Origin of the sequence: Corallococcus macrosporus DSM 14697 (genome assembly GCF_002305895.1) — a bacterium.
Lineage (GTDB): Bacteria > Myxococcota > Myxococcia > Myxococcales > Myxococcaceae > Myxococcus > Myxococcus macrosporus.
The window spans coordinates 3,547,382-3,559,561 of record NZ_CP022203.1 but is presented as its reverse complement, the minus strand read 5'-3'; the positions used below and the strand labels follow the sequence as shown (position 1 = coordinate 3,559,561).

Sequence of the window (12,180 nt, the reverse complement as noted above, 5' to 3'; positions counted from 1 at the left end):
GATCCACGGTTCCCATGCCACGCAACTACCAGCCAGGCGACACGTTCACGCACGTCCGCGAGTGCGACCGGTACCGGCCGATTTACTACGCGGGCGCTTCAGGGGACTACAACCCCATCCACATCGACCCGGAGGCGGGCACCGCCGCCGGGCTCAACGGCAACATCCTCCAGGGCCTGTGCACCCTGGGGTGGGTGGTGGAGGCCATCGCCGGCTTCGTGGAGGACCCGGGCCGGGTCCGTCGCGTGAAGGCGCGCTTCTCCCGCCCGGTGCGGCCCGAGGACACGATTACGTTCCAGGGCCGCGTCACCGCCGTCCAGGACGGCCGGCTCACCGCGGAAGTGTCCGCCACCAACCAGCGCGGCGAGGACGTCCTCAAGGGCGCCGTCGTCGAAGCCTTCATCGGGTGACGCTCATGGCCCTCGACAAGCAATTCATCGGCCGTGAGTACGGCCCGTACCGCTACACCCTTGGCGAAGAGAAGATGCGCGAGTTCACGCTCGCCGTCGGCGGCGCGAAGCCGGGCGCCGGCACGCCGGGTGAGCCCCCCGCGCACGTCAGCCCGCTGCTCCACGACGCGCGGGCCGCCCAGGCGGGGCCGCACGGGGGCCTCATCGCCTTCCCCAGCTTCGCCGTCGTCTTCGCCATCCGGCCCTTCAGCGCCGCCCTCGCGGACCCCGCGCTGAACATCAACCTGCGGATGGTGGTGCACGGCGAACAGGACCTGGAGTTCCTGGACGTCATGCGCCCTGGCGACGTGATGACGACGACGGGCCGCATCGCGGACCTCTACGAGCGCGCCCGCATGGGCTTCGTTATCGTCACCAGCGAGTCGCGCAACCAGCACGGCGCCCTGGTGGTGAAGGGGACCTGGTCCGCCATCATCCGCGGCTAGCCTGGCCGTCAGTCCGCGGAGATGACGCCCTCATCGATGAGCTGAGCGAGGATGCGCGCGGTGTCCAGCCGCGTCATCCCCGACAGCGAGAAGAGGTCCTCGTAGCTCACCGAGCCGTCAATCTGCGCCAGCACGAAGCCGGCGCGGTGGTCCAGGTTGAGCCAGATGATGTCGTCCGGCTGGAGGCGCACCGCGGGCACCCGGCCCAGGTCGCCCAGCTTGGACTCCAGCCGCGCCATCAGCATCCGCTCGCTGCGCACGCGCAGCGCCTCCACGCGCGCGTCCGTGGGCGCCAGCTCCTTCGCCTTGAAGAGCAGGTCCACCGCGCCGGAGTGGTCATCCAGCTCCAGCAGGTCCTCCGCTCCGCGCAGCAGCAGGTCCAGCTCGCTCTCCACCGGAGGCAGGCCGAACTCCTGGGTGTGGCCCTCGGGGATGCCGTACTCGTCGGTATCCCCCTTCGCGGCGACGACGGGCTCGTCCACGTCGATGACCACGTCGCGCGCCAGCAGCTCCAGCGCGTCCGCCGGCGCATCCGGCAGGACGACGGGCGCGGGGGGCGCCTTGTTCCCGCCCTCCAGCGGACCGCCCTGCCCCTCCGCCCACGCGCCCCAGTCACCCTCCAGCGCCGGGGACACGGGCAGGTCCGCGTCCGTGGGCGCCAGGCGCCCGGACGAGGGCTCCAGGTCCGGCGGCCGCTCGAAGGGCGTCGCGGTGCCTCGCGAGGGGGCCCCCGCCGCGGCCGCCAGGTACTCGCGGGCGCGCGTGTTGGCCGGGTCCAGCTCCAGCGCGCGCTCGAAGAGGCGCTGCGCGCCCTGGGCATCGCCGCTGAGGCGCAGCCACAGTCCCGCTTCGATGAGCTGGTTCGCGCGCTGGCTGCTCATCTACCGCCCCGTCCCGCTGGATGCCGAGCCCTTGAGCTGCGCCAGGCACCCGGCCAGCAGCTCACAGGCGCGTCCCAGCGCCGCCACGTCCTCGCCCGCGCGGACGGCGCGCGCGTGCTCCAGCATCTGCTCCGCGCGAGGCATCACGTCCGCCGCCAGGCCGCCGCCGCCTGGGAGCAGCCGCGCCCGCGTCAGGGCGTCCACCACGTCGCGCGCCAGCGAGTCCAGCTCCACGCGCCGCGTCTTCAGCTCCTCGGAGGCCCGCGCGGCCAGGAGGTACCCGCGCTGCTCGTCCATGATGCGCTTGAGCTCCTCCTCCGTGAGGCCGCTGGACGCGGTGACGGTGATGGACTGGCGCAGCCCCGTCTCCCGGTCCTTCGCGTGCACGGAGACGATGCCCTCCGCGTTGATGTCGAAGGTGACGTCGATCTCCACCTGCCCCCGGGGCGCCTCCCGCAGGCCGGTGAGGACGAACTCGCCCAGCAGCTCGTTCTGGTGCGCCAGGTCGTGCTCGCCCTGGAGCACCATGATCTTCACCACGCGCTGGAGGTCCTTCGACGTGGCGAAGACCTCGGTGGCGGACGTGGGCACGGTGGTGTTCCTCGGGATGAGGCGCCGCACCGAGCCCCCCGCGATGGCCACGCCCAGGCTCTGCGGCGTCACGTCCAGCAGCAGCAGCTCGTGCTCCGGCTGCACCAGCGCGTGGGCCTGGATGGCCGCGCCCAGCGCCACGACCTCGTCCGGGTGGACGCCCTTGCAGGGCTCCCGGCGGAAGTAGCCGCGCACGGCCTCCACGATCTTCGGCATGCGCGACATGCCGCCCACGAGGATGACTTCCTTGAGCTCGGAGGCGCGCACGCCCGCCTCGCCCAGCACCTCCGTGGTGAGCCCCACCACCCGCTCCGCCAGGTCGGCCGTGAGGTCGTCCAGCTTGTCGCGGGTCAGCGTGGCTTGCAGGTGGAGCGCCGCCCCGCCGCCGGGCGGCGTGCAGATGAAGGGCAGGTTGAGGGCCGCCTCCTTCACGCTGGACAGCTCCACCTTCGCCTTCTCCGCCGCGTCCTTGAGCCGCTGCAACGCCATGCGGTCCTTGCGCAGGTCGATGCCGTGCTCCTTCGCGAAGCCGAAGACGAGCCACTCGATGATGCGGTTGTCCCAGTCCTCGCCGCCCAGGTAGGTGTCACCGCCGGTGCCCACCACGTCGAAGACGCCCTGGGAGATTTCGAGCACGGACACGTCGAAGGTGCCGCCGCCCAGGTCCAGCACGGCCACGCGCCCGTTCACCGTGCGGCCGAAGCCGTAGGCCAGCGCCGCCGCGGTGGGCTCGTTGATGATGCGCAGCACGTCCAGCCCGGCGATGCGGCCGGCGTCCTTGGTGGCCTGGCGCTGGGCGTCGTTGAAGTAGGCCGGCACCGTGACGACGGCCTTGGTGACGGGACGGCCGAAGTGCGCCTCCGCGTCCGCCTTCAGCTCCTGGAGGATCATGGCGCTGATTTCGGGGACGGACAGGTCCTTGCCGCCCATGCGGATGCGCAGGTCGTCGTGCTGCCCGGCGACGACCTCGTAGGGCAGCGCGCGCAGCGCGTCCTGCACCTCGTGCGAGGAGAACTTCCGGCCGATGAGCCGCTTGGCGGCGTACACCGTCTCCTGCGGGTTGGTGATGGCCTGGCGCTTGGCGATGCCGCCCACCAGCCGCTTGCCATTCTTCGCCATGGCCACGACGGACGGCGTCAGCGTCTGGCCCGTGCGGTTCTTGATGACGATGGGCTGGCCGTCCTGGACGGTGGCGACGATGCTGTTCGTCGTTCCCAGGTCGATGCCAATGAGGGGTTCGGGCTCAGCCATGGGGAACCGTGCTCACTCCTAGAACGTCCAGCGCAGCTTCTTGAGCGACGCCTTTGCTTCCGCGTTGTCCGGGGCCAGCTTCGCCGCGTCCTCGAAGGCCCGCTTGGCGAGTTTCTTCGATCCGACGTCCAACAGCACCTTTCCCAACGTCAGGTGGTACTCCGCCTTGTTCTCGTCCAGCTCCACGGCGCGTTGCGCCAGCACCCGGATTTCGGCCGCATCCTGCCCCAGCAGGTGGCCCAGGCGGGCGGCGCGCCAGGCGGCCTCGGCGTTCTGGTCGTCCAGCGAGCAGGCGAGCCGGTAGGCCGCCATGGCCGCCTGGGTGTCGCCATGGCGCTCCAGCTCGCGGCCCCGGGACACCTCGATGGTCGCCCGCTGCGCGTCATGCCCCCGTCGCGCCTTGACCAGGAGCATGGCGACTTCGCGGTTCTTCGGGTCCAGCGTCTGGACCTGATGGAAGTCGTGGTAGGCCCGCTCCCAGTCGCCCTTGGCGATGGCGGCCTTGCCCCGGGCAATCAGCTCCGCGAGCCGCCCCGTGCGGGCCAGGTAGGGGTGCCGGGCCAGCCGGGCCTGCCGCTCCGCGCGGCGGGCCTCGGACGCGTCGTCATCCCCTGGCGGTGGCGACAGCGGACGCGACGGCGGAGGAATGGTGGAGGCCGCGCTGGCCATCGGCGGAGGCGACAGCGGGCGCGAGGCCGGAGGAATGGACGCGGCCGCGCTGGCCCCCGGCGAGGGCGACAGCGGAGGCATGGAGGCGGCGCTGGGGGTCACCGGCGCCGGGCGCGGCGGTGAGGCGTGGTGGACGGGCGGAGGCTCCGGCGTCAGCAGCGGCTGCGCGGGCGGCGGCGGCGGCGCGGGCGGCGGCGCGGCGGCCCGTTCCGCCTGGGCCAGCGCCGGGTTCGCCCGGAGGTAGGCCTCGCGCTTGTCCGGCTGCATGAGCACGTTGTGCGCGTCCGTGAGGCGCCGGAAGATTCGCTCCATGCGGGCCCGGAAGCTGCCCAGGTTCTTCCCGAAGTAGCGGTCCGGATGGAAGCGACGCGAGGCGTTGTAATACGCCTGCTTCACCTCCGACGCGGGCGCCCCGGGCTTCAACCCCAGCACGGCGAAGTGGTCCATCGCATCGAGCGAGCGCTCCAGCTCGATGATCTCCCGCTTCCGCTCCGGCTCCAGGTCCACGTCCTCGGCCAGGGCCGCGTCCACCACGGGCGCGGGCGCGCCCCGGGGCACCACCCGCGCCGGGACGATGGCGCCCTTGGCGCGCAGCGCGAGCAGCACGGCGATGGTGCGCGGCTCGCCCAGCCTGGAGCGCGCCAGCACCTGGTCGATGCGCTCCACGCGCCCCACGAGCTGGAGCACCGCGCCCTCTTCCGCGGTGAGCTGGAGGCGGGAGGCGTCCAGGTGGGGCACCGTGGCGAGGTGATCCGTCAGGGCCCCCAGCCCGATGATCGTGTTTGGCGCACTCACAGTGGCGGTCCGAGGAAAGACTTCCGGAGTTTCCAGAGTAGGGTTCCGGACGCAGGGCGTCAAACGTCCGTGAACCCTGACTCCTAGAGATGGAGGACGGCCACGCCGTCAGTTGCTGGCGAGCACGCGCTCGAGGATGGACAGGCCCTGGTCCAGCTCGCTCACGGTGACGATGAAGGGCGGCGCGAAGCGCAGCGTGCGCTCACCCGCGGCGTTCACCAGCAGCCCCTCGCCGCGGAGCTGCGCGATGACGGGCGCCACTTCACGGTCCAGCTCCACGCCCAGCAGCAGCCCCTGTCCGCGCACGGCCTGGATGCGGCCCGCGGGCAGCCGGCCCTGGAGCTCGCGGGCCTTCGCGAGGAGGTACGCGCCCTTCTCCTGGACCTCGTCCAGGAAGCCGGGGCGGCGGAGGATGCGCAGCACGGCGTTGGCGGCGGACGCGGCGACCGGGTTGCCACCGAAGGTGGAGCCGTGCGTGCCCGGCGTGAGGCTGGCGCCCAGCGCGTCCTTGCAGAGCATGGCGCCAATGGGCAGGCCGTTGCCCAGCGCCTTGGCCACGCTGATGCCGTCCGGGAGGATGCCTTCGTGCATGAAGCCGAAGGGCTTGCCGGTGCGGCCCATGCCCGTCTGCACCTCGTCCACCAGCAGCAGCAGGCCGTGCGCGTCACACAGCGCGCGCAGCCCGGCGAGGAAGCCCTGGGGCGCCACGCGCACCCCACCCTCGCCCTGGATGGGCTCCACGAGGATGGCGGCGGTCGCCGGGCCCACGGCCTTTCGCACCGCTTCGAGGTCGCCGTAGGGCACGTGGGTGAAGCCGGCGGGCAGCGGCTCGAAGCCCTTCTGGTACTTCGTCTGGCCCGTCGCCGTCACGGTGGCCAGGGTGCGGCCGTGGAAGCTGCTGTCGAAGGTGATGACCTCGAAGCGCTCCGGCGTGCCGCGGTCCTTCATCACCTTGCGCGTCAGCTTGAGCAGCGCCTCGTTCGCCTCCGCGCCCGAGTTGCAGAAGAACGCGCGCTCCAGCCCGGACCACTCCGTGAGCTGCGCGGCCAGGTCAATCTGGGGCTGCGAGTAGAAGGCGTTGGAGACGTGCCACAGCGAGTCGAGCTGCGCCTTCGCGGCGGCCACCACGTCCGGGTGGCAATGGCCCAGCGCGCACGTGGCGATGCCGCCAATCAGGTCCAGGTACTCGCGCCCATCCGTGTCCCAGACGCGGGCCCCCTGCCCCCGGGCCAGCACGAAGGGCGGCTGCTTGTAGTTCTGCAGCAGGTGGCGCTTCGCCTTCTGGACCAGGGCGTCAGTGGGTGCGTCGGACGATGCGGAGGGGGACAACTCGGATTGCGACAAGGCAGTCATCCTTCGTGCGGTACGGTCCCCTCCGCATATAGCGCGCTAGAGGATGTAGCGCGACAGGTCCTCGTCCTGGACGATGGCGGACAGGCGCTCACGCACGTAAGCAGCGTCCACCTGGAAATCCCGGGGCCCCATCTCACTGGCCGAGAAGGACACCTCGTCCAGCAGTCGCTCCAGGATGGTGTGCAGCCGCCGGGCGCCGATGTTCGCCGTGCGCTCGTTGGCCTGCTGGGCGATACGCGCCAGCTCCGTCACCGCGTCGTCGGTGAAGGACAGGCGCACACCTTCGGTGCTGAGCAGCGCCGTGTACTGTCGCAGGAGTGAATTCTTCGGCTCCCGGAGGATCCGCACCAGGTCCTCGCCGGTGAGGGGCTCCAGCTCCACGCGGATGGGGAAGCGGCCCTGGAGCTCGGGAATCAAGTCGCTGGGCTTGGAGACGTGGAAGGCGCCGGCGGCGATGAAGAGCATGTGGTCCGTCTTCACCACGCCGTACTTGGTGTTGACGGACGAGCCCTCGACGATGGGGAGGATGTCCCGCTGGACGCCCTCCCGGGACACGTCCGGGCCGCCTCCGCCCTTCCCGCCGCCCTCGCGGCTGGCGATCTTGTCGATTTCGTCGATGAAGATGATGCCGCTCGTCTCCGCGCGGACCACGGCCTCTCGCTGGACGCGGTCGGGGTCCACCAGCTTGGCGGCCTCTTCCTTGCGCAGGAGCTGGAAGGCCTCGGGCACGCGCACGCGGCGGCGGCGCGTCTTGTTCATGCCCGGCATGTTCTTGAAGAGGTCCTGGAGGTTGACGCCAATCTCCTCCATGCCCTGGCCGGAGAAGTTGCGCATGAAGGTGGGCGAGGACTCCGCCGTCTCCACCTCGACCTCGACGTCATCCAGGGTGCCGGCGCGGAGCTGGGCGCGGAGCTTCTCGCGCGCCGAATCGCTCAGACGCTGGGCCGGGGGCGGCGGCGGCGGGGCGAAGCCGAACGGCGGCGTGGCGGAGGAGGACTTCGTACCGCCGCCCTGGATCAGCTCCATGAGGCGGTCCTCGGCCTGCTCCTCGGCGCGGGTGGAGACCTTCTCGGTCTCCTCTTCGCGGACCAAGACGATGGCGGCCTCGACGAGGTCGCGAATCATGGACTCGACGTCGCGGCCGACGTAGCCGACCTCGGTGAACTTGGAGGCCTCCACCTTGACGAAGGGCGCCTGGGCCAGCTTCGCCAGCCGGCGGGCGATCTCCGTCTTCCCCACGCCGGTGGGGCCGATCATGATGATGTTCTTCGGGTGGATTTCGTCACGCAGGTCGTCGTTGACCTGCTGGCGGCGCCAGCGGTTACGCAGGGCGATGGCGACGGCGCGCTTGGCGGCGTTCTGGCCCACGATGTAACGGTCCAGCTCGCTGACGACCTCGCGAGGCGTGAAGGCGGACAACTTGCGCGTTTCGGCCACGGGGCGTGTCTCCTAGAGCTCTTCGATGGAGATGTTGGCGTTGGTGTAGATGTCGATTTCGCCCGCGATGGTGAGCGACTGATGGACCACGTCGCGAGCGGAGAGCTGGGTGTGCGCCATGAGGGCGCGCGCCGCGGCGAAGGCGTAGGGGCCGCCGCTGCCCACGGCGGCGATGCCGTAGTCGGGCTCGATGACGTCGCCGGCGCCGGAGAGGATGAAGGTCTTCTCCTTGTCCGCGACGATGAGGAGCGCCTCCAGGCGGCGGAGGAAGCGGTCGGTGCGCCAGTCCTTGCCCAGCTCCACGCAGGCGCGGGCCATGTTCTTCTGGTGCTCCTTGAGCTTGGCCTCGAAGCGCTCGAAGAGGGTGAAGGCGTCCGCGGTGCTGCCAGCGAAGCCGGCGAGCACCTGGCCTTCACCCAGGCGGCGGACCTTCTTCGCCGTGTTCTTCATCACGGTCTTTTCGAGGGAGACCTGGCCGTCGCTGGCGATGGCGACCTTTCCGTCGCGTCGCACGCAGAGGATGGTGGTGCCGTGGAACATAGGCCCCGGGTTTAACAAGCCGGGGGCGGCGTTTCCAAGGAACAGTGACTGGCTGTCTGCTCCCGCACCGTTGCCGGCGCGACGGGGTGGCGCGTCACAGCGGGGCCCCCGTCACGACAGGCGGCGTCCCAGGACCGTTGGCAGGACCCACTGCACCAACACATGGACGATGAACAAGCCCGCGAGGAGTGGAACGAAGCAGTCCCGCGACAGCGCCGTGCGGAGCGAGCAGAACAGGAGGTAGCAAATCAGGGCGACGACCGGCACGCCCGACGCCATGCGCCCCTTCCTCGTGCGCCAAAAGAGGAAGACGGTGTACGCATCACTCAACAGTCCGAGGCCCAGAAAGCCCCAGGCCAATGCATTACCAATGGCAGCAAGCGACATCGGCACGCTCATCCCGAAACAAAGACAGACTCACCTTCGGGCCGGCGAATCATGCCCGTTGGCATGGGCATATCGCCAAGAACCAGAGCGCATCCGCATTTGCAACTCACGACAGAAATGACCTGCCATCACGCCCGCGGATGCGCCGAGTCGTAGACCTGCTGGAGCTGCTCCCACGTCACCTGGGTATACCGCTGCGTGGTGGACAGGCTCGAATGGCCCAGCAGCTCCTGGATGCTGCGGATGTCCGCGCCGCCGCCCAGCAGGTGCGTGGCGAAGGAGTGACGCATCGCGTGCGGGCTCACCTTCCGCGTCAGCGCGCACTTCAGCACGTACGTGTCCAGGTGCCGCGCGATGCTCCGCGGCGTCAGCCGCCCGCCCCGGAAGTTGAGGAACATCGCCTCCGGCGCCTGGTCCTTCCGAATCGTGGCCAGCAGCTCCCCGCGCCGCGAGAGGTACGCCTCCAGCGCGCGGATGGACTGCGCATTCACCGGAACGAGCCGCTCCTTGCTCCCCTTGCCCATCACCCGGACGATTCGCCCGCTCCGGTCGATGTCCAGCAGGTCCAAGCCGCACAGCTCGCTGATACGCAGGCCGCCGCCATAGAGCAGCTCCAGAATCGCCCTGTCCCGCAGCCCGAGCACCGTCTTCAGGTCGGGCATGTCCAGGATGGCGAACACCTCCTCCACCGGCAGCACCTTGGGCAGCGTCTTCGGCAGCTTCGGGCTCTTCACCAGCTTCGCCGGACTCGCGGGCAGCAGCTTCTGCCGCACCAGGTACTTGTAGAACGACTTGATGCTCGCCAGCCGCCGCGCCCGGCTCGACGGCGCGTGGTCCGTGCTCAACGTGCCCAGATAGCCGCGAATCGCCGCGTGCGTCCCGGAGAGGAGCGACAGCTTCATCCGCTCGACCAGGTAGCGCTCGTAGTCCACCAGGTCGATGAGGTAGTTGCGCACCGTGTGCGGGGACGAGCCCTTCTCGTCCTCCAGGTGGGCACGGAACTTCTCCAGCAGGGGCGAGAGGCTCGTCGTCATCGACGACGAGCCTACGGGCCGGAGAAATCCTTGCAAGATTCGCGGTGTGCTACGGCGCCTTGGCCGGTGCCGCAGCGGGCGCCGCCGCCGCGGGCGCGGCCGGAGCCGCCGGTGCCACCTCGGAAGGCAACACCGCCAGGCAAGTGTCCTGGGACAACCAGCCCGCGTGGCAGAACCACGTCAGCAGCGGAATCCGGACCTGCCAGAGCAGCACGAAAATCACCGCCAGCGTGACGGCGAGCTTCGTCCAGCCGGACGCGCCCTCCGCCTCGTCGTCCTGCTGCTGACGGGCCAGCGCCGGGCGCACCATGTCCAGGCGGTCCACCCGGGCGTTCGCCGGCAGCTTCGGGCGGCGCGTCACCAGCGAGGACAGCTCCGGCGTCAACATCAGCCGGTCATTCAGCGCCCAGCCCGAGCCCTCCAGCAGCAGCGCCAGGTTGCGCCGGCGCAGCTTGAGCCAGCCCAGAAGCCCCGCGGGCGCCATCACCACGATGGCAAGCAACGTCGCCGCCGAGATGAGGTCCACCAGCGTCAGCGACTTCACCTGCGACATGATGAACGCGAAGGACGAACCCAGCGCCGCCGCGGCGACACCACCCGCCGCGACCACCCCCGCGAGCCCCGCCCCTCCGGCCGCCGGAGCCGGAGCCGCGGCGGGAGCAGGCGCCGCCACCACTGGCGCGTTCGCCGCGTTCGTGTAGCCCTGCTCCAGCGTCGTATCGAAGGTCTTCTCCCCCGCCGACGCCAGGCCCTCCACCTTCTTGGTGATGAAGGCGCCGATGCGCGCGAAGGGCATGGTCATCGCCTCCCACAGCGACACGGGCTGGCGAATCACGTGCGTCACGATGGCGTCGCTCTCCACGCCGTCCACGTCGTAGAAGACGCCGCGCTTGCCCACCGTGAGCTCCGTGCTCCGGCCGCTCGTCACCGGCACCGCCACCTCGTAGCCCGGCGTCCCGTCCTTCGGCGCCACCTGGACGTAGAGGATGCACGTGGTGCCCAGCGACGTCAGCGCGGTGTGCGCGGCCCGGTTCGTCACCAGCACCGACAGCGTGTACTTGCGCCCCCCGAGGATGAGCGTCCCCTTCTCCACCAGCGCCCTCCGCTTGGGCATGTAGAGGCCGGGCATGCTGATGAAGTTGTTGGCGAACAGCAGCAGCCAGCGCTGGTACAGCACCAGCCGCTCCAGCTCGACAATCGCATCCAACGTGGGCTTGAGCGCGAGGTCCGCCGCGCTCACGGCCTCGACGGCGTCCAGGTCCGCGTCGGACACGTCTGGCAGCGTGTCCATCAGCTTGCGCACCGGGTTCGCGTCGAGCTGCGCCTGCCACGCCAGCACGCCGTCCGCCTTCGCCAGCAGCTCGCGCCAGGCGGAGTCCGTCAGCCGCTGCGAGTCCCCCGTCATCGGCGTGGCGACGTCCTTCCGGAACGCCTCCAGCAACTCAAACGCGGGGCCGCGCAACAGGCGCGACCACTCCAGCGCGCCCGAAGCGTCCGGCGGCGCGATGGGCAGATCCCCCGCCGCCTTCCCCAACGCCGCCACGTCTCCCAGCGCCCCTTCCACGCGCTCGGCGCGCAGGCGCAGGCTGGCCGCCGCCTCGGGCTGCGCGGCCACCAGCCGGCACTGCACGAAGTACGCGTCCAGGTGAGGTGCCACCGCGCGCACGCGCTTCGCCGTGTCCAGGCTGACCTCGCCCCAGACGAAGGCCGCGCCCTGCTTGTCCCGGTGCTCCAGCAGCTTCGCGCGCTCCTCGCGGAAGCGCTTCACCAGCGACGCGTCCACCCCCGCCTGCCCGGCCCGGTTCGTCAGCGCGGGGAAGCTCGCCATCAGCGCCTGGGCCAGCGGGCGAAGGCGCTCCGGCAGGTGCGCGGGCGCGAGGATGCCGTCGCCATTCTGCCCGGACTCCCGCAGGGCCTTCTCGCTGTCACGGACCTGCGCCAGGGAGATGCTCCCCGCGTCAGGGGCCTTGAGCGTCCGGAGAATCATCTCCGCCGCGCCGCGCAGGGGCCGCGCCTCCTCGCTGAGCGCGTCCAGCGCCAGCACGTCACTGGAGGCGTCCGCCCCGCGCCGGTCCTTGAGCTGCCGGGCGGCCCAGTCCACCGCCTTGCGCACCTCCGCCACGCGGATGCGGCCGTTGCCGTCCGCGTCCAGCAACGTCAGCAGGCGCGGATCACAGCTCAAGCCCTCCAACGGGCATGCGGTGGCAATCCACTGCGTCTCGGGAATGCGGACCGCCTCGACGAGCACGTCGAAGGAGGGGATGTCGACCTGGAGCGAGCCGCCGTAGCGGCGATAGATGAGCGGAGCCATACGGGCGGCGGAAGTAAGCACACCGCCCGGCGAATC

Annotated in this window: 11 protein-coding genes; 2 read left to right on the top strand and 9 right to left on the bottom strand. The window is 70.6% G+C overall.

The annotated features are described in order from the left end of the window. Positions 1 to 14 precede the first annotated feature (14 nt). Both MYMAC_RS14925 and MYMAC_RS14920 read left to right on the top strand, forming a co-directional pair. Positions 15 to 410 carry a MaoC/PaaZ C-terminal domain-containing protein gene (locus MYMAC_RS14925; protein WP_095958582.1) on the top strand — a complete coding sequence of 132 codons (396 nt, stop codon included), beginning with the start codon at positions 15 to 17 and terminating at the stop codon, positions 408 to 410. A gap of 5 nt (positions 411 to 415) precedes the next feature. Next, positions 416 to 895 (top strand): FAS1-like dehydratase domain-containing protein, encoded by a 480-nt coding sequence (locus tag MYMAC_RS14920; RefSeq protein ID WP_043713148.1) that lies wholly within the window; start codon positions 416 to 418, stop codon positions 893 to 895. Positions 896 to 903: 8 nt separating this feature from the next. On the opposite strand, the gene MYMAC_RS14915 is transcribed toward MYMAC_RS14920, so the two are convergent. From MYMAC_RS14915 to MYMAC_RS37870, 9 genes are all read right to left on the bottom strand, one after another. Then, complete coding sequence (locus tag MYMAC_RS14915; protein WP_095958581.1) at positions 904 to 1,776, bottom strand: tetratricopeptide repeat protein; 873 nt, start codon at positions 1,774 to 1,776, stop codon at positions 904 to 906. Next, complete coding sequence (dnaK, locus tag MYMAC_RS14910) at positions 1,777 to 3,618, bottom strand: molecular chaperone DnaK (protein ID WP_095958580.1); 1,842 nt, start codon at positions 3,616 to 3,618, stop codon at positions 1,777 to 1,779. An 18-nt stretch (positions 3,619 to 3,636) separates the two neighbouring features. Next, positions 3,637 to 5,082: a J domain-containing protein gene (locus tag MYMAC_RS14905; protein WP_095958579.1), complete on the bottom strand. Its 1,446-nt coding sequence runs from the start codon at positions 5,080 to 5,082 to the stop codon at positions 3,637 to 3,639. 108 nt (positions 5,083 to 5,190) lie between these two features. Continuing rightward, complete coding sequence (locus MYMAC_RS14900; RefSeq protein ID WP_095958578.1) at positions 5,191 to 6,435, bottom strand: acetylornithine transaminase; 1,245 nt, start codon at positions 6,433 to 6,435, stop codon at positions 5,191 to 5,193. 36 nt (positions 6,436 to 6,471) lie between these two features. Beyond that, positions 6,472 to 7,872, bottom strand: coding sequence for an ATP-dependent protease ATPase subunit HslU (gene hslU / locus MYMAC_RS14895; RefSeq protein ID WP_095958577.1), 1,401 nt, complete (start codon positions 7,870 to 7,872; stop codon positions 6,472 to 6,474). A 12-nt stretch (positions 7,873 to 7,884) separates the two neighbouring features. Continuing rightward, positions 7,885 to 8,412 (bottom strand): ATP-dependent protease subunit HslV, encoded by a 528-nt coding sequence (hslV, locus tag MYMAC_RS14890; protein WP_013939585.1) that lies wholly within the window; start codon positions 8,410 to 8,412, stop codon positions 7,885 to 7,887. 111 nt (positions 8,413 to 8,523) lie between these two features. Further along, positions 8,524 to 8,799 (bottom strand): hypothetical protein, encoded by a 276-nt coding sequence (locus MYMAC_RS14885; RefSeq protein ID WP_123784236.1) that lies wholly within the window; start codon positions 8,797 to 8,799, stop codon positions 8,524 to 8,526. Between the two features lie 128 nt (positions 8,800 to 8,927). Continuing rightward, positions 8,928 to 9,833: a tyrosine recombinase XerC gene (locus MYMAC_RS14880; RefSeq protein ID WP_095958576.1), complete on the bottom strand. Its 906-nt coding sequence runs from the start codon at positions 9,831 to 9,833 to the stop codon at positions 8,928 to 8,930. 49 nt (positions 9,834 to 9,882) lie between these two features. Continuing rightward, positions 9,883 to 12,144 (bottom strand): kinesin, encoded by a 2,262-nt coding sequence (locus MYMAC_RS37870; RefSeq protein WP_239989536.1) that lies wholly within the window; start codon positions 12,142 to 12,144, stop codon positions 9,883 to 9,885. Positions 12,145 to 12,180 lie beyond the last annotated feature (36 nt).